The sequence below is a fragment of the Frankia nepalensis genome (assembly GCF_016786325.1).
Taxonomy (GTDB): domain Bacteria; phylum Actinomycetota; class Actinomycetes; order Frankiales; family Frankiaceae; genus Pseudofrankia; species Pseudofrankia nepalensis.
Window position 1 is genome coordinate 1,405 of sequence record NZ_JADWYU010000183.1, and the last position, 20,968, is coordinate 22,372.

Annotated in this window: 16 protein-coding genes; 4 read left to right on the forward strand and 12 right to left on the reverse strand. The window is 72.0% G+C overall.

Annotated features, from left to right (window positions below):
• Positions 1–306: 306 nt before the first annotated feature.
• Positions 307–1,266 carry a heme o synthase gene (locus tag I6A81_RS27605; protein ID WP_203006500.1) on the reverse strand — a complete coding sequence of 320 codons (960 nt, stop codon included), beginning with the start codon at positions 1,264–1,266 and terminating at the stop codon, positions 307–309.
• 536 nt (positions 1,267–1,802) lie between these two features.
• Between I6A81_RS27605 and tal the strand changes: the two genes are divergently transcribed.
• The 4 genes from tal to pgl all read left to right on the forward strand — a co-directional run bounded on the left by tal (position 1,803) and on the right by pgl (position 6,474).
• Positions 1,803–2,906, forward strand: a complete 1,104-nt coding sequence (gene tal / locus I6A81_RS27610) for a transaldolase (protein ID WP_203006494.1) — start codon at positions 1,803–1,805, stop codon at positions 2,904–2,906.
• A 254-nt stretch (positions 2,907–3,160) separates the two neighbouring features.
• Positions 3,161–4,696, forward strand: coding sequence for a glucose-6-phosphate dehydrogenase (gene zwf / locus I6A81_RS27615; RefSeq protein ID WP_203006495.1), 1,536 nt, complete (start codon positions 3,161–3,163; stop codon positions 4,694–4,696).
• Between the two features lie 18 nt (positions 4,697–4,714).
• Positions 4,715–5,716, forward strand: coding sequence for a glucose-6-phosphate dehydrogenase assembly protein OpcA (locus I6A81_RS27620; RefSeq protein WP_203006496.1), 1,002 nt, complete (start codon positions 4,715–4,717; stop codon positions 5,714–5,716).
• Positions 5,716–6,474 (forward strand): 6-phosphogluconolactonase, encoded by a 759-nt coding sequence (gene pgl / locus I6A81_RS27625; protein WP_203006497.1) that lies wholly within the window; start codon positions 5,716–5,718, stop codon positions 6,472–6,474. Before I6A81_RS27620 ends, pgl begins: the two co-directional genes overlap by 1 nt.
• 63 nt (positions 6,475–6,537) lie before the next feature.
• Here pgl and I6A81_RS27630 read toward each other — a convergent pair whose 3' ends face one another.
• From I6A81_RS27630 to I6A81_RS27680, 11 genes are all read right to left on the reverse strand, one after another.
• A complete protein-coding gene (locus I6A81_RS27630) occupies positions 6,538–8,508 on the reverse strand; it encodes a serine/threonine-protein kinase (protein ID WP_307874957.1) in 1,971 nt (656 codons plus the stop codon).
• A 352-nt stretch (positions 8,509–8,860) separates the two neighbouring features.
• Complete coding sequence (locus I6A81_RS27635; protein WP_203006727.1) at positions 8,861–9,196, reverse strand: RNA polymerase-binding protein RbpA; 336 nt, start codon at positions 9,194–9,196, stop codon at positions 8,861–8,863.
• Between the two features lie 214 nt (positions 9,197–9,410).
• Positions 9,411–11,150 carry an ABC transporter substrate-binding protein gene (locus I6A81_RS27640; RefSeq protein WP_203006726.1) on the reverse strand — a complete coding sequence of 580 codons (1,740 nt, stop codon included), beginning with the start codon at positions 11,148–11,150 and terminating at the stop codon, positions 9,411–9,413.
• 59 nt (positions 11,151–11,209) lie between these two features.
• On the reverse strand, positions 11,210–11,440 hold the full coding sequence (gene secG, locus I6A81_RS27645; RefSeq protein ID WP_203006725.1) for a preprotein translocase subunit SecG: 231 nt from the start codon (positions 11,438–11,440) through the stop codon (positions 11,210–11,212).
• Positions 11,441–12,466 (reverse strand): ABC transporter ATP-binding protein, encoded by a 1,026-nt coding sequence (locus I6A81_RS27650; protein ID WP_407661393.1) that lies wholly within the window; start codon positions 12,464–12,466, stop codon positions 11,441–11,443. It lies immediately after the preceding gene.
• 355 nt (positions 12,467–12,821) lie between these two features.
• On the reverse strand, positions 12,822–13,880 hold the full coding sequence (locus I6A81_RS27655; RefSeq protein WP_203006724.1) for an ABC transporter ATP-binding protein: 1,059 nt from the start codon (positions 13,878–13,880) through the stop codon (positions 12,822–12,824).
• Between the two features lie 55 nt (positions 13,881–13,935).
• Positions 13,936–14,937: an ABC transporter permease gene (locus tag I6A81_RS27660; protein WP_203006723.1), complete on the reverse strand. Its 1,002-nt coding sequence runs from the start codon at positions 14,935–14,937 to the stop codon at positions 13,936–13,938.
• Between the two features lie 140 nt (positions 14,938–15,077).
• Complete coding sequence (locus tag I6A81_RS27665) at positions 15,078–16,844, reverse strand: ABC transporter substrate-binding protein (RefSeq protein WP_203006722.1); 1,767 nt, start codon at positions 16,842–16,844, stop codon at positions 15,078–15,080.
• A 105-nt stretch (positions 16,845–16,949) separates the two neighbouring features.
• Entirely contained in the window at positions 16,950–17,918 is a 969-nt protein-coding gene (locus I6A81_RS27670) for an ABC transporter permease (RefSeq protein ID WP_238430693.1), read from the reverse strand.
• Between the two features lie 696 nt (positions 17,919–18,614).
• Positions 18,615–19,454, reverse strand: a complete 840-nt coding sequence (gene tpiA, locus I6A81_RS27675) for a triose-phosphate isomerase (RefSeq protein ID WP_203006720.1) — start codon at positions 19,452–19,454, stop codon at positions 18,615–18,617.
• A gap of 3 nt (positions 19,455–19,457) precedes the next feature.
• Positions 19,458–20,687 carry a phosphoglycerate kinase gene (locus I6A81_RS27680; RefSeq protein ID WP_203006719.1) on the reverse strand — a complete coding sequence of 410 codons (1,230 nt, stop codon included), beginning with the start codon at positions 20,685–20,687 and terminating at the stop codon, positions 19,458–19,460.
• Between the last annotated feature and the right edge of the window lie 281 nt (positions 20,688–20,968).

Below are 20,968 nucleotides of genomic sequence, written 5' to 3' on the forward strand. Positions count from 1 at the left end.
GCCCGCCGGTCACACAGCCCGCCGGTCACACAGCCCGCCGGTCACACAGCCCGCCGGTCACACAGCCCGCCGGTCACTGTTGCTCGCGCCCCGACGGGCCGCGAACACCCGACGCGGCTGGCCAGCGACGATGGCCCTGCCAGCGGCGATATCAACCTCAGCCTGTCGAATCTGCTCGAGCGCGCCGGGCGTGGACATCAGGTCCAGCGTCTCTTCCGACGCCTCCAGATCGGGACATCGCGGGCGTACCCGCCTCCGGCCGACCGTTCACCACCAGCCGGGGATGACCGACCACGGCAATCTCGCTCAGATCAGGGGGCTGATGGCGACGGCGACGAAGAGGAGGGTGAGGTACGTGATGGAGTAGTGGAACAGACGCATCGGGCGGGCCTGCTCGCCACGGGCGATGCGGCGGGTCATCCGGTGGGCCTCCAGGAGGAACCAGCCACCGGTGAGGACCGCGACCGCCAGGTACAGGTAGCCGGCGTCGGCGACCGGGAAGAGCAGCAGCGAGGTCCCGACCATCACGTACGAGTAGATCAGGATCTTGCGGGCGACCACCGCCAGCGGGGCGACGACGGGGAGCATCGGCACGCCGGCCGCCGCGTAGTCGTCCTTGAACTTGATCGCCAGCGCCCAGAAGTGCGGGGGCGTCCAGAAGAACACGACCGCGAACAGGATGACCGCGCCCCACCCGACCGTGCCCGTGACCGCGGACCAGCCGATCAGCACCGGGAAGCAGCCTGCCGCGCCACCGATCACGATGTTCGACGGGGTGCGCCGCTTCAGGCCCAGCGTGTAGACGAACACGTAGAAGGCGATGGCGCCGACGGACAGCAGCGCGGACGGCCAGTTGACCAGGAAGCCGAACATCAGCGTCGAGACGACGCCGAGCACGATGCCGAACCGCAACGCCTCGACCGGCGTGACCGTGGCCTTGACGAGCGGGCGGCGCTTCGTGCGGGCCATCAGCTCGTCGATGTCCCGGTCGACGTAGCAGTTGATCGTGTTGGCGCTGCCCGCGGACATCGTGCCGGCGACCAGCGTCACCAGGACCAGCCACGGCGACGGCAGGCCCCGCTCGGCCAGGAACATCACCGGGACGGTGGTGACGAGCAGCAGCTCGATGATCCGCGGCTTGGTGAGCGCGATGTACGCCCGCGCCTTGGCCGCCGCGAACGCGAACCGCCCACCGTCCGCGCCGTCACCGGCTCCGGCGGGCTCCGCCGCGGGCGCCTCCGTCACGACGGCGTCGGTGACCGCCATCGCGGGCTCGACGGCCGGCTCGACAGCGGCCTCGGCCGCCGGCTGGCCGCCCGTGGCGGCCGCCTGGCGGGCGCCGGGAGCGCCGGCCACGCGCGAACGCGGCGCGGCCTGCCGGCGGCGCAGGACTGCCAGGGTGGACAGGGTGACCTCTCGTTCAGCCCCAGAACCTCGGGGCGGCCCGGTTCGCGCCCGTCGGGCGGGCGAGTTCTACGGCGAGTTCTACGTCGTGTCGGAGTCTAACCGCCCGTCCCGGGCACGAGCGCGCCGAGGCCGCGCGGAGCCGTGCCGCGCGCCGGCCGGCGCCGGCGGGGCCCGCGCGCCGCGTCGCGGCGTCGTCACGTCCGGGTCATCGCCGCGGCCCGGAACGTGGCGGTCCCCAGGAGTTCACGTGAGCACCCTGTTCACTGGACTGACCAGCGTGGGCACACTAGGCCACAACGGGTCCGCGCACCCGGTCCCGGGGCGCGCGGATGAGCCATCCATCACCGGGTAGGGAGCCGCTGTACCCGGCGTCTCCCGCGGAGAGGACCACCGACATGACCAATCCGCTCTCCGACCTCTCCTCCGCCGGAGTGGCGGTCTGGCTTGACGACATCAGCCGCGACCGGCTGCGGACCGGCAACCTGGCCGAGCTCACCCGCACGCACAGCGTCGTCGGCGTCACCACCAACCCGACCATCTTCCAGAAGGCGGTCTCCTCGAGCGAGGCGTACGCCGAGCAGCTGCACGACCTGACGGTCCGCGGCGTCGCCGTCGACGAGGCGGTCCGACTGATCACCGCCGCCGATGTGCGCGCGGCCTGCGACGTGCTGCGCCCGGTGTTCGACGCGACCAATGGCACGGATGGGCGGGTGTCCATCGAGGTCGACCCGCGGCTCGCGCACGAGACCGACCGGACCCGCGCCGAGGCGCGCGCGCTGTGGTGGCTGGTCGACCGCCCGAACCTGTTCATCAAGATTCCGGGCACCCTGGAGGGCCTCCCGGCGATCACCGCGACGCTCGAGGCCGGCATCAGCGTCAACGTCACGCTGATCTTCGGCCTGGACCGGTACGACGCGGTCATGGACGCCTTCATGTCCGGCATCGAGCAGGCGCTCGCGGCTGGCCGGGACATCTCGAGGCTGCAGTCGGTCGCCTCGTTCTTCGTCAGCCGGGTCGACTCGGAGGTCGACAAGCGCCTGGAGAAGATCGGCACCCCGGAGGCGAAGGGACTGCGCGCCAAGGCGGCGATCGCGAACGCCCGGCTTGCCTACGAGCGCTACGAGAAGGCGTTCGCGACGGACCGCTGGGCCGCGCTCGCCGCCGCCGGCGCCCGCCCGCAGCGGCCGCTGTGGGCGTCGACCTCCACCAAGGACCCGTCGCTGCCGGACACCGTCTACGTCGACGAACTGATCGCGCCCGGCACGGTCAACACCATGCCGGAGGCGACGCTGCTGGCGTTCGGCGACCACGGCGTCGTGTCGGGCGAGACGATCCGGCCACGCTACGCGGAGGCGCACGCGACAATGGCGGCGCTCGCCGCGGCCGGCATCGACATGGAGGACGTCGTCGCGGTGCTCGAACGGGAGGGTGTGACCAAGTTCGAGGACTCCTGGAACCAGCTGCTCGACGCCGTCCGCGCCCAGCTCGGGACGAGCTGACCCATTCACCACCTCCGGTGGCCCCGCATCACCGAACATCGCAATCACCCATCTGGCCACCCACAGGGCTCAAAGTTGAGCCGCCAACCGAGGCGGGCCACTTGGCCCGCCAGCCGCACCATCAAGTAACGCGACCACCTACCTGGCCTCTTGCGGACAGATAGATGGGCCGCCAAACCGGGGCGGGCCGCCTGGCCCGCAGGTCGGCCGCTCGTCCCAGGTCAGGCCGACCACATAGACAGGGGGAATTCCAGGTGGCGCCCACGGCAGGTGGCAACCCGCTGCGCGATCCGCGAGACCGCCGGCTGCCCCGGCTCCCCGACGCCAGCGCCCTGGTGGTGTTCGGCGTCACCGGAGACCTTTCGCGTAAGAAGCTGATCCCGGCGGTGTACGACCTGGCCAACCGCGGACTGCTGCCGCCCGGGTTCGTGCTGCTTGGCTTCGCGCGCCGCGACTGGCGCGACGACGAGCCGTTCATCGAGTTCGCCCGGGAGTGCGCGGAGAAGGGGGCGCGGACGCCGTTCCGGGAGGAGACCTGGGACCGGCTGGCATCGTCGATCAAGTTCGTACCCGGATCGTTCGACGACGACGCCGCCTTCGACCGGCTCGCCCAGACGCTCACGGGCCTCGAGGCCAGCCATGGCATCCGCGGCAACGCGGCCTTCTACCTGTCGATCCCGCCGTCGGCGTTCCCGGTGGTCCTCAAGCAGATGGAGCGCACCGGCCTCGCCGACGAGCAGGCCGCCGGTGGCTGGCGGCGGGTTGTCGTCGAGAAGCCGTTCGGGCACGACCAGGAGTCGGCGCGCGAGCTCAACTCGCTCGTCGACGAGGTATTCGGCCCGGCCGACGTGTTCCGGATCGACCACTACCTGGGCAAGGAGACCGTCCAGAACCTGTTCGCGCTGCGGTTCGCGAACACCCTGTTCGAGCCGATCTGGAACTCCCAGTTCGTCGACTCCGTGCAGATCACGATGGCCGAGGACGTCGGCATCGGCACCAGGGCCGGCTTCTACGACGAGACCGGCGCCGCCCGCGACGTGCTGCAGAACCACCTGCTCCAATTGCTGGCGCTGACCGCCATGGAGGAGCCGGTGAGCTTCGGCGCGGCGACGATCCGCACCGAGAAGATCAAGATCCTGCGCGCGGTCTCGCTGCCCACCGACCTCGACCGTTACGCGATCCGCGGCCAGTACGAACAGGGCTGGCTCGCCGGCGATCGGGTAACCGGCTACCTCGGCGAGGAGAACATCCCGCCCAGCTCGACCACCGAGACCTACGCGGCCGTCCGGCTGGGCATCGAGACCCGGCGGTGGGCCGGCGTCCCGTTCTACCTGCGCACCGGCAAGCGGCTGCCGCGCAGGGTCACCGAGATCGCGATCAGCTTCAAGCAGGCGCCGCACCTGCCCTTCGACGCGACCGACACCACCGACCTCGGCCACAACCAGCTGGTGGTACGGGTACAGCCGGACGAGGGTGTCACGCTCAAGTTCGGCTCCAAGGTGCCGGGAACCGCGATGGAAGTCCGCGACGTCGCGATGGAGTTCCTGTTCGGCGAGGCGTTCACCGAGTCGCTGCCGGAGGCCTACGAGCGCCTGATCCTGGACGTGCTGCTCGGCGACGCGATGCTGTTCCCCGACAACGCCGAGGTCGAGGAGTCCTGGCGGATCATCGACCCGCTGGAGGAGTTCTGGGCGGGCCGCAAGCCGTATCCCTACCGGGCGGGCAGCTGGGGCCCGCCCGCGGCCGACGAGATGCTCGCCCGCGACGGCCGGCGCTGGCGGCGGCCCTGACATGAACGGGAGCTTGCTGTGACCACGCTTTGGGACACCACCGGGTCGGCGGTCGTGAAGGCGCTGGCCGCCGAGCGACGGGCCGCCGGCGCGCTCGCCTTCGGGCTCGCGCTCACGCTGGTCGTGGTCGTCGACGAGAAGAACGTCGCCGCCGCCGAGAGCGCGGCCACCGGCGCGGCGGCCGCCCACCCGTGCCGGCTGCTGATCGTGGTGCGCCGCCAGATCGACGCGCCGCACCCGCGGCTGGACGCCGAGGTCTCCATCGGCGGCCGCCTCGGCCCGGGTGAGGCGATCGTCATGCGGATGTACGGCCGGCTGGCGCTGCACGCCGAGTCGGTGGTGCTGCCGCTGCTCGCCTCGGACGCGCCGGTGGTCACCTGGTGGCACGACGAGCCGCCGACGCGGATCGCGTTCGACCCGCTGGGGGTGTTCGCCGACCGCCGGGTGACGGACGTCAGCAGGGCGGCCGACCCGCTGGGCGCGCTGGCGCTGCGGGCCGCCGACTTCGCGCCGGGAGACACCGACCTGGCCTGGACGAGGATCTCCGGCTGGCGCACGCTGCTCGCCGCGGCCTTCGACGGCCGCGCCGACCAGCCCCACCAGGCCCAGATCGACGCCGACCCGGCCGATCCGAGCGCCCAGTTGTTCGCCGGCTGGCTGCGGGCCCGGCTCGGCGTGCCGGTGGAGGTCACGGGCGGCGGCCGGCGCGGGATCCAGGCCGTGCGGGTCGCGGTCGACGACGGCGAGGTGGCGGTGACCCGCGCCGACATCCGCTCGGGGACGATCACTCGTCCGGGCGTGCCGCCGCGGAGGCTGCCGCTGCGCCAGCTCGACCTCGGCGACCTGATGGCCGAGGAGCTGCGCCGCATCGACGACGACGCCGTCTACGCCGACGCGCTCGCCGCCTGGAGCGGCGTGCCGGACCTCGCCGGCCGGTCCGGGCACCGCGAGCACATCTGGCGGGACCCGATGGAGCAGGCGGCCGCGCCGGTGGCCGAGCCGGCGGGGGGCGCGAGCTGATGGGGCGGCCGGAGCTGATCGTGCACCAGGACGCCGGCCTGCTCGCCAAGGCGGCCGCGGCCCGGCTCGTGACGGCGCTGGTCGACGCGCAGGCCAGCCGCGGCGAGGCCTCGCTGGTACTGACCGGCGGCGGCATCGGCATCGCCCTGCTACGGGCCGTGCGCGCCTGTCCCGCGCTGGAGGCGGTGGACTGGTCCAAGGTGGACTTCTGGTGGGGTGACGAGCGTTTCTGCCCCGCCGACTCCCATGACCGCAACGCGTTGCAGGCGCGGGAGGCGCTGCTCTGCCACGTGCCCGTGGACGAGAAGCGGGTGTTCGAGATGGGCTACCTCGCGACCATCGGCATCCACGACGGCTACGGCGAGCCAGAGCCCGCGGCGGCCGACTACGCCGCCCGGCTGGCGGCGCGCGCGCCGGCCGGGCGGCAGGTGCCGGAGTTCGACGTGCTGCTGCTCGGCATCGGCCCCGAGGGCCACGTCGCGTCGATCTTCCCGCACTCCCCGGCCGCGGCCTCGAGCGAAGCGGTCGTCTCCGTTCGCGACTCCCCGAAGCCGCCGCCCTGCCGGATCTCGTTCACCTTCCCGACCATCCAGGCGGCCAGGCAGGTCTGGGTGATCGCCGCCGGTGAGGAGAAGGCGGACGCCGTGGCGGGCGCGTTCGCCGGGGCCGGCCCGCTCGACCTCCCGGCCGCGGCCGCCCGCGGCCAGGACCGCACCCTCTGGCTCGTCGACCGGGCCGCCGCCTCGCGCGTCGGCTGACCGGCGGCGCGCGAAGACGCGCCGCTGGATGGCTGGGCGAAGCGCGCACTCCGCGCCGGCCGACTAGGGGGTCCTCCGCAGGGTGGCGATGCCCCTGGAACTGACCCAGGTGGCGTCGTAGGTGTAGTCGAGGGTGCCGTCGTCGTTCAGCGTGAGCCGGAGCCGGTACGCACCCATGCAGCGCTCGGTCCGGTGGGTGTCGACCTCCTGGACCTCGATCTGCCGGATACCGACCACCTTCAGGATGAGGTCGGCCGCGCAGCCCGTCGACGAGGTCGAGGTGCCGATGACCTCGTGGACCGCGCCGCCCCGGATGTCCAGCGTCACGTCGAACTGGACCGGCGGGATGTCGACCTGGACCGGCGGCATGCTGGCGGTGGCGATCCAGATGTCTCCCCCCTGCGAGACCGTGCCGCGCCAGCCACCGAGCATGGCCGGTGGCACCGCGCCGGCCGTCCCGCCGCCTCCCGCCGGCGCCGTCGCGGGCCCGGAGCCGGCGGGGGCCGTCCCCTCGGCCGACGGCCGGTTGGCTCCGGGCCTCAGGGCACCGATCCCCCAGGCGGCCAGGCCGGCGAGCAGGAGCGCGACCACTGACACGACCACCGGAACCAGCCATGAGCGGCGGGCAGATGCCCGACCGCCGCCCATGGCCGAACCGGCGAGCGTGGCCAGATCCACCTGCCCGAGCCGCACCGGCACGACGTTCGGCGGCGAGCCGGCCGGCCGCCGCCCGGCGCTCCCGGAGCCGGTGGCCGTCGCTCCGGGAGCCGCGGCGGGCCGGGACCGCGGTGACCCCGCGGGAGCCTGGCGGGCCGCCACGGCGGACGGCGAGGAGGACTGCGCGGAGGACGAGGCAGGCGACCCGGACGGGCCGGGCCTGGACGGCGCCGGGCCGCGGTCGCCGGCCGCGGGCCGCCTGGGCGGTGGCACCGCGGGGCCGGCGACCGCCGACGGCGGGGAAGCCGTTGAGGAGGGTGGCGGGAGTGCCGGCGCGCTGGCCAGGCCGCCCGGCGAGTCGGCGGCGAGCAGGCGCAGCGCCCGGGTGAGCAGGGCGGCGGCGCCGTCGGCACGCAGGCGGGCGGCCGGGTCCTTGGTGAGCAGGCCGGCGATCACCGGCGCGAGCGGGCCGAGGTCGCGGGTCGGCTCCGGCTCCGTGAACAGGACGGCGTGCAGCGACGCGAGCACGGAGTCCCGGTGGAAGGGGGCGACCCCCTCGGCGGCGAAGAACAGCGTCGCGCCGAGGGCGAACAGGTCGGCGACGAGCGTCGTCGGCCCGCCGCGCAGCCGCTCCGGCGCCATGTAGGCCGGGGTACCGGACGGCAGGCCCGAATCCTCGGGCGACTGGGTCAGGGTGGGGTCGGCGGCGGAGGCGGCGATCCCGAAGTCGGTGAGCAGGATCCGGCCGTCGTGGGCGAGCAGGATGTTGGACGGCTTGACGTCACGGTGCACGACGCCGAGCGCCTGCGCGGCGACGAGCGCGTCCAGCACGGCCAGCCCCACGTGGGCGACCTCGGGGAGCGGTCGAGGGCCGTCGTCCTCGACCGCCTCCTGCAGCGACCGGGCGGCGACCGCCTCCATGACGATCCACGGCGCGCCGCCGTCGACGACGGCGTCGTGCACGGTCACCACGTGCGGGTTCGCCCGCAGCCGCGCGGCGTTGCGGGCCTCGCGCAGCGCCCGCGCCGCCCAGGCCTCGGTGGAGGCCTCCCAGCCGTCCTCGGCGTAGCCGTCGGAGGGCTCGCCGCCGGCCCCGTCACCAGGGGCGCCGCCCGGGCCGAACAGCTCGCTGAACACGAACGGCGGCCGGATCTCCTTCACCGCGACGTCGACGTCGAGCAGCTCGTCATGGGCGAGCCAGACCGCGCCCATCGCGCCGACACCGATGAGCCCGGCCAGCCGGTACCGCCCGGCGATCAGCCGTCCGACAGGTCCGGCGGACCCGGCTGGCTCGGCTGACGCCGCCGGCTCGGCCGACGCTCCTGGCTCGGCCGACTCGGCCCGTTCGCTCAGCCCGCCGCCCGCGTCGCTGTGCACCCCTGTCCGCCCGCCGATCCGCCGTCAACCGGCATGAGCCAGCGCCCCGTGGCCAAGCCAAGCTCGGCAGGGGAAGGGTATTAGCGCCGCCGCCCGAAAGCCCCCCAAAGCCGCGGATTCACCCATCCGCGTCGCGGCCCCGCGGGACAGAGCCACGGAATACCCCCACCTACCCCACCGAAGCGAGGCGGCGCGGACGCGGACATCCGAAGCGACGCGTGGACGCGGGGCCTCCGGGGCAAGGCCCCTTACCCGGAGGTTCCAGGGGGTCGCCCCCCTCGGCAGATATCTGAAGTGGGGCCAGCCGGGAAGCTGCCTAAAGGGCAGCGAACAGGCTGACCCCCCGCCTACGTCAGTTGACGCCGCGGAGCTTGGCGAGAGCCTCAGCGAGGATGGCCTCGCCGTCCTTCTCGTTGCGCCGTTCCCGGACGTAGGCGAGATGGGTCTTGTACGGCTCGATCTTCGGCGGAGCCGGTGTGTTCTCCCGGTCACGGCCCGCGGGGTAGCCACAGCTTGGGCAGTCCCACAGATCCGGAACCGGCGCGTCCGCGGCGAACGATGGTCGTGTCTCATGCTGGTTCGCGCACCAGAAAGACACCCGCTGCCGAGGGGCCGTCTCGCCCCGCTCAGCTTCCCCCATCGGTCCCGCCCCGACCCGGCTCCCCCGGATGGCGTTGCCACCTGCCACGGCCCGCCTACTCCCTCTACTCGATGCCCGCCAGCCAGACGTCAGACCAGGTATAACCCGGTTCGCTCTCGGCTGAGTGTAGGACGCCGGGGCCACCCGGTGACGCACCGGGGCGTGAGTCCGGGTTCGCCCGCCGGGGGACATATGCCAGTCGGCCCCCGTGGGACCCGCGTGGGACCCCGCCTCGCGGGTCCCACGCGGGCTCAGGACCGGTCTAGGCCGGCCCGACCGCCAGGCTGGCGGGGTCGCCGGTGCCGAGCGACGGGATCTGGGTGAACGACAGCACCGCGTCGCCGTGGAACCGGGGCTCGGCGACCACGGCCAGCGGGATGACCGCGACGTCGCGCAGCACGGTCTTCTCCACGTCCGCCCAGGCGACGGCCTTCGCCGGCTCGCTGTCCGCCCGCAGCGCGACACCCATCGCCGCGAGCACGTCCGCGCTGTCGTAACCGCCGTCGACCGGCCGCTGGCCCACCCAGAAGGGGTCGAGCAGCGGCTGGAAGACCGTGCGGCCGGCGTCGCCGTACCACCGCGGCGTGATGCTCGTGAGCGCCAGGTCCCAGCTCTGCCCCAGCGGGCTGACCGCCGCCGTCGCGAAGTCGGCGGCGGAACGCGCCTGGACGTCGAGCCGCACGCCCACCTTCGCGAACGTGTCGACCAGGGCCCCCGCGACGGCGCCGTCCCGCGCGCTGTCCGTCGTGAGCAGCGTCAGCTGGCTCACCGGCCCACCGGGCGCACTGGCCAGCCCTTCGGCGCACTTGGTCGCGTCCCCGGCGCCGTTCGGGGTCGGGAACGGGTCGAGTGGGCTGTAACCGGTCATCGTGCCCTGCAGCAGCTGCGTCGTCGCCGTGGCGAACGGCGGGCCGCCGAGCGCCGTCACCACCGCGATCCGGTCGACGCAGGTCGCGAGCGCCGCCCGGACCGTCCCCTCGCTCAGGGCGGCGGCGGCCGGACCGTTACGGGCGACCGCGAGCAGCAGGGTCGAACCCGTCGTCGGCACGGACAGCCGTTCGTCGCCCGCCGCGAGCAGAGCCGCGGCGCGATCGAGCGGAACGGCCGCGTCCAGCGTCATGTCCGCCTCGCCCGCCTCGATCTGGGCCTGGGCAGCGGCGGCGTCGACTCCGGTGGTGATGACGATCCGGTCGGGCAACGCCCGCCGGATGCTGTCCAGGTTCTTGCTCCACTGCCCGTTGCGTTTCAGCTCGTAGGTGCCGCCGGAGACGGCGCTCACCCGGTAGGGACCGCTGGACACCAGGTGCGCCAGATACTCGGGCGAGTTCGGTGGATAGCTGAGTGCCTCGAACGGCACCGGCGCCGCGGCCGGCAGGGCGAGGATGTCGACGAAGTCGTTCGTCGGTTTGATCAGGTGGAACGAGATCTCGAAGTTGCTGGCGACCTGGATGCCGGGGACCGAGGTGCTCTCGAGGAAGTCCCTGGCCTGGTCGACGGGCTTGGTGGCCAGCGCCGTGCAGAAGTCGTTGTAGCCCTCGATCGTCGCCGCGAGGTACCCGCGCAGCGGGGACGGCTCCGGCGGGAGGCACAGCCGCTTCAGCCCGCGGGCGACGTCGCTGGCGATGATTCGCCGGGGCGTGCTCAGGTCCCAGGACACGTTCGAGCGCAGCCGCACGGTCACCACGAGGTCGTTCTCGGATCGGACCGGAGCGCCGCTGGCCAGGTCCGGCCGGGGGATCGTCGCGTTGCCGACGTCCTGGTCGGCCGGGTAGGCGTAGAGCGAGCGGCTCACCAGCCGGGCCAGCACCCTGTCGGCGGTGGTGACGGCCCAGCCGGGGTCGCCACTGGGCAGGAAGGCGGTGGTGAGCCGTAGGCTGCCGCCCGGCTTGTCGGTCGGGAGCGCCTTGACGGTCGACGGGCTGACCGACGCCGGGCCCGGCCCCCGGGCGGGCGAGCCGCCGCAGCCGGCCAGGACGACGGTCGCGGCCAGTGTGGCCGCCACCGACCAGGCAACAAGGACTGCCCGCCGGCCAGAGGGCCGGCGGGCTTCACTGAACGGGCTCAACTCTTCAGCAGCAGGCCGAGCCCGATGATCGAAATGATCCACACCGTTCCGACGGCGATCGTCAGCCGGTCGAGGTTCTTCTCGACCACCGACGAGCCGCCCAGCGACGACGAGACGCCGCCGCCGAACAGCGTCGACAGGCCGCCGCCCTTCGCCCGGTGCAGCAGCACGAGCAGCACGAGAATCAGACTCGTGATGATCACGGCGATCGACAGCCCGATCTCCATCTAGACCAGCTCCCGCTCCTCGGGGAAGTGGCAGGCGACCTGGTGCCCCGGCTGGATCTCCAGCAGCCGGGGTTCCTCGGTCCTACAGATGTCCTGCGCCTTCCAGCATCGTGGGTGGAACCGGCAGGCACGGGGCGGGTTGAGCGGGGTCGGCGGGTCACCCCGCAGCAGGATCCGCTCGCGCCGGTGTTGCTTCGCCGGGTCCGGCACCGGGACGGCCGACAGCAGGGCATGGGTGTACGGGTGCAGCGGATGCTCGTACATGCCGGTGCGGTCGGCCATCTCGACGATCGTGCCAAGGTACATCACAGCGACCCGGTCGCTGATGTGGCGCACCACCGAGAGGTCGTGCGCGATGAACAGGTATGTCAGCCCGAGTGTGGACTGCAGGTCGCCGAGCAGGTTGACGACCTGCGCGCGCACCGACACGTCCAGCGCCGAGACCGGCTCGTCGGCGATCACCAGCTGCGGGTGGGTGGCGAGTGCGCGGGCGATGCCGATCCGTTGACGCTGCCCGCCGGAGAACTCGTGCGGGTAGCGGTTGAGGTGCTCGGGGCTCAGGCCGACCATCTCGAGCAGGTCGCCGACCCGGTTGCGGACCTCGCCGCGGGACAGGTTGCCCGCGAGCTTCAGCGGGGCCGACACGATCGCGCCGACGGTGTGCCGCGGGTTCAGCGACGTGTACGGGTCCTGGAAGATCATCTGGATGTCCCGGCGCAGCGGCCGCATCGCCCTGGCCGACAGGTGGGTGATGTCACGCCCGGCGAACTCGACCGTGCCGCCGGTCGGCTCCAGCAGCCGGGCGATCGCCCGGCCGGTGGTGCTCTTGCCGCTGCCGCTCTCACCCACCAGCCCCAGCGTCTCGCCGGCGCGGATGGTGAAGTTCAGGCCGTCGACGGCGCGCACCACCCCGGCCTGCCGCGCGACCAGCGCGCCGGAGGTGACCGGGAAGTGCACCTTCAGGTCGGTCAGCCGTACCAGATCGCCGCCCGCGGGCCTGCCGCGGCCCGCCGCGGCCGGCGCCACCGGCGCGGGTTCCTTCTCGAGGGCGATCACGGGCGGCGTCGCGACGGCCGCGGTATCGACGGCGGGGGTGTCCTTCCGGAGGGCGGTCGCGCCGCCCGGCGGCCCACCGCCGGGCGCGGTGGGCTCCGACTGGGCCCCGCCCGTGGACGTGGGGCCCGCGATGTCCTTGCCACTCACGGGTTCGGAGTCACCTCCTCACGAAGGATCCCCGGGCGGCTGGCCCGGGCTCGAGCCGCCACGCGGCGGCCACCCCGGCCGCCGGGGGCCATCTGCATTGTGGGCCGCACAGCGGGGGCCATGCCCCCGGCCGTCCGGGCCGCGGGCACGCGCGCGGTGCCCGCGAGGAGCGCGGCGCTCATAGCTTGGGAGCCACCTCCTCTCGAAAGAGCCGGACGCGGGTCTCCGCCGGCAGGTGGCAGGCGACCCGGTGGCCGGGCGCGACGAGCTCCAGCGTGGGCCGTTCGTTGCGGGCCGCGATTCCCGCGAGGTCGGCGTACTGGCAGCGCGGGTGGAACGGGCAGCCGGGCGGCGGCGCGATCAGGCTTGGCGGGTTGCCGGGCACGGCGCGCAGCCGGTCGGCCCTGGCGCGGTCCAGGCGAGTGATCGACGAGAGCAGTCCCCAGGTGTAGGGATGCTGCGGCGCGCTGAAGATCTCCTGGACGGGGCCGTGCTCGACGGCGTTGCCGGCGTACATCACCAGCACCTCGTCGCTGATCTCGGCGACGACCCCGAGGTCGTGGGTGATGATGATGATCGCCGAGCCGAACTCCTTCTGCAGGTCGCGAAGCAGGTCGAGGATCTGCGCCTGCACGGTGACGTCGAGCGCGGTGGTCGGCTCGTCGGCGATCAGCAGTGACGGGTCGCACGACAGCGCCATCGCGATCATGGCGCGCTGCCGCATGCCGCCGGAGAACTCGTGCGGGTAGTTGTCGACCCTGCGATGCGGGTCCGGGATGCCCACCCGGTCCAGCAGTTCGATGGCCCGCTTCTTCGCCGCCTTCTTCGAGACGTCGTGGTGGACCCGGTAGGCCTCGATGATCTGGGCACCGATCCGGAAGTACGGGTGCATGGCCGACAGCGGGTCCTGGAAGATCATCGCCATCTCCCGGCCTCGCAGCGAGCGGACGTGCTCGTCCGAGGCGGTGACGAGGTTCTCCCCGTTCAGCCAGATCTCGCCGCCGACCTTCGTCCGGCGGCCGCGCTGCAGGCCCATCATCGCGAGGCTCGCGGCGCTCTTGCCCGACCCCGACTCGCCCACGATGCCCAGCGTGCGGCCACGTTCGAGGGTGAAGGACAGCCCGTCGACGGCGCGCACGACGCCGTCGTCGGTGCCGAAGGTCACCCGTAGGTCATGGACCTCGAGGTAGGCACCGGTACGTGTCTCGGCCGGCGCCGACGCGGGCTGCGTTGTCATCTCACTCCCCCGGTCACTCCCCCAGCGGTCGGTTCCACGTCACAGGCGAGCGGGCTCACGTCGGCCGAACCCGGGGATCGACGACGGCGTAGAACACGTCGACGAGGATGTTGGCCAGAACCACGAAGCCCGCCGCGAAGATGGTGACCCCGAGAATCGTCGGCAGGTCCCCGGTCGAGATCGCCTCGATGGAGGTCTTTCCGAGCCCGCGGAATCCGAACGTGGTCTCCGTGAGCACCGCGCCGCCGAGCAGCGAGCCGAGGTCGAGACCGAAGATGGTGACCACCGGAGTGAGCGCCGCGCGCAACGCGTGCTTGCCGACGACCTGATGTTCCGGGAGGCCTTTGGCCCGGGCGGTGCGGATGTAGTCCTCGCCGAGCACGTCCAGCATGCTCGCCCGGGTCAGCCGGGCGTACATCGCGGAATACAGGAAAGCGAGCACGATCCATGCGGGCAACAGGTTCCTGGCCCATAGCAACGGGTTGTCCAGGAACGGGACATAATGGATGTTCGGGAACAGGCGCCACTCGTAACTGACCAGCAGCAGCATGACGAGGCCGGTGAAGTAGACCGGCAGTGAGACCGCGCCGAGCGCGAGGGTCATCGCCGCCCGGTCGATGAGCTGGCCACGGCGCAGCGCCGAGAGGATGCCGATGCCGACGCCCGAGACCAGGAACAGCACCGCGGCGCCCAGCGCCAGCGAGAAGGTGATGGGCAGCGCCCTGGTGATCTCGTCCCACACCGGCTGGCTGTTCTTGAACGAGTAGCCGAAGCAGGGCGGCGGGCAGTAGGTCGTGTCCGGCCCGGCGTTGTAGTGCCGGCCCACGAAGATTCCCTTGAGGAAGTTCCAGTACTGGACGACCAGCGGATCGTCGAGTCCCAGCTTCTTCGTCACGGCGGCGACCGCCGCCTCGCTCGGGCTCCTGCCGGCGAACAGGATCGCCGGGTTCGAGCCCAAGGTCTTGGGCACCAGGAAGAACAGCAGGAACGTGATGACGCTGATGAGCCAGAGGATCACGATCCCGCCGAGCACCCGGCGGATGACGAATCCAGCCATGTCTGGTGGTCTCCGCTTCTGTCCAGCGCCTCGATGGGTGTGGGTTGCCGCGTGGCTCCGGCTGCCGGACGGACTTCCGTCCGGCAGCCGGAGCACCGCGCGTCGAGTTCAGGCCGGCGGGCGACGCCGCCGGCCCTCGGTCACCGCACCACGCCGAGCGCGGCGAAGTTCACCATGTTGAAGCCGGGCGTGAAGAAGACGTTCGTGATCCGGTCGCTGTAGATGTTCATCGCCTTGTCGTAGATCAGCGGGATGTAGGCGGCGGACTGGACGACGCCCTTGTCGACCGTGGTCCACGCCGTCTGCGCGGCGCCGTCCTCGGTGGCGGCGAGGCCGTCGTCGATGCCCTTGTTCACGACCGGGTCATTGAGCTCGGCGTAGTTGCTGTTGCCCTGGTCGAGGATCTTCCGACCGTCCACGATGGAGCTGAAGAAGCCGTACGGCGACGGCCAGTCGGCGCCCCAGCCCGTCATGGCCAGGCCGTAGCCCTTGTCCTGCATGTTCTTCGGGATGCCGAGCACGGCCGAGAAGTACTGCGAGGAGTCGAACTTCTCGATCGTGACGTTGATGCCGATCTTCTTCAGGTCCGACTGGATCGCGGTCGCCTGGGCGACCTCCGCGGGACGGTTGCCCCGAGCGGTCAGCTTGGTCGAGAACCCGTCCGGCTGGCCGCAGGCCTCCAGCTCCGCCTTGGCCTTCTCGATGTCACCCGCGCTGTTCGGGGTCGGGAACAGGTCGAAATCGGCGTAGTAGGCCACGGTCGGCGGGAGCATCGTCGGCGCCGGGGCGCCCGCCGTGGGGCCACCTCGCGCCAGCACCTGCGCCTGCTTGTTGACCGCGTACGCGACCGCGTTGCGGCAGTGGATGTTGTCGAACGGCTTCACCGTCGTGGTGACGCTCATGTAGCGCAGGAAGCCGGACAGGTCGACGGTCGTGCGGGCCTTGCGCAGCTCCGGGTCGGAGAGGAGCTGGGTCCGCAGCGCGGTGTCCACGCCGGTCTGGTCCAGGAAGATGTCGGCGTCGCCGTTCAGGATCCGGTTGTCGATGTCGGCCGCTTCAAGACCCATGGTGATCTCGATCGAGTCCGGCAGCGCCTTGTTGACCTCGTCGGTCGCCGGGTCCCACTGGTCGTTGCGAACGAGCGTCAGCGACTGGTTCGGCACGTACTTGTCGAACTTGTAGGGGCCGGACGCGACCGGGTGCGCCGTGTACTGGTCACCGGTGTCCTTCGCCTGCGGCACCGGGGTGGCCGACGGCGAGGCCATGATGAAGTTCCAGTCGTTGAACGGCTTGTTCAGGTGGAAGATGAGGGTCTTGTCGTCAGGAGTCTCGATCGACGTAAGGCCAAGCTTGTCCGGCGACGGGTCCTTGTACGGACCCTCGTACGCCGGCTCGGTCTGCAGGTAGTCGATGACGTAGGTCGGGCCACCGTTGATGATGTCGGTGGCGAAGACCCGCTCGATGCCGTACTTGATGTCCTTGGACGTGATCGGCGATCCGTCCTCGAACTTGATGCCGTCCTTCAGGGTGTAGGTCCAGGTCTTGCCACCGTCGGGCGAGGTCGGGACCTCGGTGGCCAGGTCCGGCACGAGCTCGGCCGAGTTCGGCGCCTGCTTGTAGTTGAGCAGCGAGCGGGAGATCCAGCGCTGCTGGTCCCAGCAGGTGGCGTAGTAGGTACGCGCCGGGTCCCAGGAGTCACAGTCGGAGCCGGACAGGGCCTTCAGCGTGCCGCCCTTCTTGTCCGACGGGTAGAACAGCTGGTCCGTCGTGGTCGGGATCTCGACGGCCCCTGGGGTGCTACCACCGGTGCCGCCGCCCTCGTCGTCACCGCCGCCACAGGCAGCGAGGACCAGGCCGCCGGCCGCGACGAGCACGCCGGCCCTGATCCAGACCGAGTGTTTTCTCATCCGGTTCCCCTCTTCTAGTGCGATGCTGCCCCGGGATGGGCGGTAGATGGTCTTGGGTGGGAGTGCGGCGGCGGGTCCCCCCGGGTGCCCGACCAGCGGGCGCCGTCAGCCACCACCGCGCGGGTCGAAGGCATCGCGCAACGCGTCACCGAGCAGGTTGAAGGCCAGCACGGTCAGGAAGATCGCCACACCTGGGACGATCATGAACATCGGGTCGACCCGGAACAGCCCGTCTGCGGCGGTCGCGAGCATGTCGCCCCAGGAGGCCGTCGGCGGGCGCACCCCCACGCCGAGATAGGACAGAGCCGCCTCGAAGAGGATGTTCGTCGGGATCAGCAGCGTCGTGTAGACCAAGATCGGCGCGACGAGGTTCGGCAGCAGCTCGTGCACCATGATCCGGATCGGCCCCGCCCCGGTGCCGCGCGCGGCCGCGACGAAGTCCTTCTCCTTGAGCGACAGCACCTGGCCCCGGACGATCCGGCCGATGTACGGCCAGCTGAAGAAGCCGATGATGAACACCAGGATGAACAGCCGCAGCGTGTTGCCCCCGAGGCCGAAGGCGCTGTCCGGGATCACGGCGACGATCGCGATGGCGAACAGCAGCAGCGGGAAGGCGAGCAGCAGGTCCATCAGCCGGGCGATCAGGCCACCGATCCAGCCGCCCACGTACCCGGAGATCAGCCCCATCGCGGTGCCGAGGACGACGGACAGCAGGGTGGCCAACGCGGCGACCAGCAGCGAGATACGGGCGCCGTACACGACCCGGGCGAAGACGTCGCGCCCGTTGAGCGGCTCGACGCCGAGGATGTGGTCGGCGCTGATGCCGCCGAACGAGCCCGCCGGCATGGCGTTGATCGGATTGAGCAGGTCGTAGTTCGGCTCGTCCGGCGTCGTCCCGGCGAGCGCCGTCAGCGCGGGCGCGAACACGGCGACGAGCACGACGAGCAGGACGAAGGCGCCGCTGGCGAGCGCCACCTTGTCCTTGCGCAGCCGCGACCAGGCGATCCGCCAGAGCGACCGGCCGGCCACAGGCCTCGCCGAGGGGCTCGGCGGCCGCTCGGTGGGTTCCACCATCACCGGGACCGCCACGAAACCACCTCCACGCAGGCGAAAGCAGGGTTTCGCCAATGCAAAAGTTTCACCCAAAGCCACAAACTGGAGGAAGGGTAGCGTCGCCGAGCCCTCGTGGATAGCGGATGTTATGGAGAGCAGAGGAAGTTTTCCCCATTTGCCACACAGTGTCCGGTATGTGAACTGGAAGTTTCGGCCGGGAAAACTACCGCCACCCGACGGGAGCCTCGGGCGATCGCTAGTTACTTGCCAGTAACGCGTAGGTTCGCCGCACCGCGACGGCCAGGCCCGCTACGGGCGCGCGACCAGGACGCCGCGTGACCAGGGACTTGGCGTGGCGGCGGCAGTCCGGCACCGTCAGTGCCGGAACCGGCTCTCTTCGCCCAAGACGAGGCGCCAGCCAGCCTCTGGAGGCAAACAGCGACAAAACGGAACAGTGCGGGGCGCCAGTCGCCAAGCCGCCTCCGACGCGGCCTCACGCGGCGGGCCGAAGCCGGCTAGGCCCGTCGGCGGGCAGCTAACCGACGAGAAACAGGCCGCGACATAGCAGAAACATAAACGTCATGCCCGGCGTGGCAATGGACGTCCGAGAGCGTCGGGGGAGAAACAGAGAGGGCCAGGGCTGGCCGGACAGATACAAAACAGAAACGGGGCCTGGGCCGCGCGTGGCGGCCCGGGCCCCGTCCGTGGGGCAAGGGATCAGGCCGGTGGGCCGCTGCGCACGATCGCGGTGAACTCCTCGGCGACGAGGCTCGCCCCGCCCACCAGGCCACCGTCCACGTCCGGCATGGTGAACAGCTCGGCCGCGTTCGACGCCTTGACCGAGCCGCCGTAGAGCACCCGGATGCCGGCGGCGATCTCGGGCGTGAACAGCTCGGCGAGCTTGCCCCGCACGGCCGCGCACATGTCCTGCGCGTCCTGCGCCGAGGCCGTCCGGCCGGTGCCGATCGCCCATACCGGCTCGTAGGCGACGACGATCGTCTCCGCCTGCTTCGGGGTGATCCCGGCAAGTGAGCCGGCCAGCTGGGTCAGGCAGTGCTCGATGTGGGTGCCGGCGACCCGGACGTCCTCGTGCTCGCCGATGCACACGATCGGCGTCAGCCCGTGCTTGTAGGCCGCGGCGGCCTTCGCCGCCACCACGGCGTCGGTCTCGTGGTGGTCGGTGCGCCGCTCCGAGTGCCCGACGATGACGTAGGCGCAGCCGAGCTTGGCCAGCATCGCCCCGCTGATGTCGCCGGTGTGCGCGCCGGAGTCGAACGGCGAGAGGTCCTGGGCGCCGTAGCCGACCGCCAGCTTGTCCCCGTCGATCGTCGTCTGCACGCTGCGCAGGTCGACGAACGGCGGGAAGACGACCGTCTCGACGGTCTCCAGCTCGGCCGGCTTGAGGTCGTAGGCGACCTTCTGCACGAGCGCGATCGCCTCGAGATGGTTGAGGTTCATCTTCCAGTTGCCGGCGACGAGCGTCCGGCGCCCGGTGCCCTTCGGCCTCGGGCCGCCGGCAGGCTTGCCGTTCGCGCGCCCCAACGGTGGTGGCGTCATCGCTCAGACCTCCAGCGCCGCGATGCCGGGGAGGGTCTTGCCCTCCAGGAACTCCAGGCTCGCGCCGCCGCCGGTGGATATGTGGCTGAACGAAGCCTCGGGGATGCCCAGCGTGCGCACGGCCGCGGCCGAGTCTCCCCCGCCCACGACCGTGAAGGCCGCGTCCTGGGGGGCCTGGCCCGGGGCGCCGCGCGCGGCGACCGCCTCGGCGACGCCCTTCGTGCCGGCGGCGAACGGCGCCAGCTCGAACACGCCCATCGGGCCGTTCCAGAAGACGGTCCTGGCGTCGGCGAGCCTTCCGGCGAACAGCTCCGTCGACTCGGGACCGATGTCGAGCCCGAGCCAGCCGTCCCGGATGCCGGCGGCCGGCACGACCGCGGTCGCGGCGTCGGCCGCGAACCGGTCGGCGATGACGACGTCGGTCGGCAGCACGATCCGGTCGCCGCCCTCGGCGAGCAGGTCCTTGCAGGTGTCGATCATCTCGCTCTCGAGCAGCGAGGCGCCGACGCCATGCCCCTGGGCCGCCAGGAACGTGAAGCACATGCCGCCGCCGACCAGCAGGGCGTCGACCTTCGGCAGCAGCGCCCGGATCACGCCGAGCTTGTCGGAGACCTTCGATCCGCCGAGCACCACCGCGTAGGGCCGTCGGGCATCGCCCGTCAGGCTGCGCAGTACGCCGAGCTCGGCGAGCACCAGCCCGCCGGCCGCGTGCGGCAGCCGCTTGGGCACGTCGGAGACGCTGGCGTGCGCCCGGTGCACGGCGCCGAACGCGTCGCCGACGTAGAACTCGGCGAGCGCGGCCAGCTGGTCGGCGAACGCCGCGCGCGCGGCGGCGTCCTTGCTGGTCTCCCCCGGGTGGAACCGCAGGTTGTCCAGCAGCGCCACCTCGCCGTCCGCCAGGCCGGCGACGACGTCCGCCGCCGAGGCGCCGGCGATGTCGCCCGTGCCGTCGCCGGTGAAGGCGACCCGCTCGCCGAGCACCTCGCTCAGCCGGGCCGCGACCGGGGCGAGCGAGTACTTCTCCTCGTACTCGCCCTTGGGCCGGCCCAGGTGCGAGCACACGACCACTCGGGCGCCCCGCTCGGCCAGCGTCCTGATGGTGGGCGCGCTGGCCAGCACCCGGCCGTCATCGGTGATCCTGGGGGTGTCGCCGGACCGGTCCAGTGGCACGTTCAGGTCGCTGCGGACCAGCACCCGGCGCCCCGCGACCTGCAGGTCGTCGATCGTCCTCACGCTTGTCGTCTCCTGTGGCTGGGTCTTGCTTCCGTCTCGCGTCTCGCTGTCGGTCGCGTCCACGACGCGTGGCTGGTCCTTCATCCGGATGAGCCGTTCCTGGCCCGGGGCCGGCGTGGCGGCCCACCCGGGTCACCCGCGGGGCGGGCCGACCCAGACGACGAGCCGCCCCGGGGCCGGGGGCGCCCCGCGGGGGCCCCGGGGGGGGGGGGCCCCCCCCCCCCCCGCCCCGCCGGGGGGGGGGGGCCCCGGGCGGCTCGTCAACGACACGGTCTGACGGG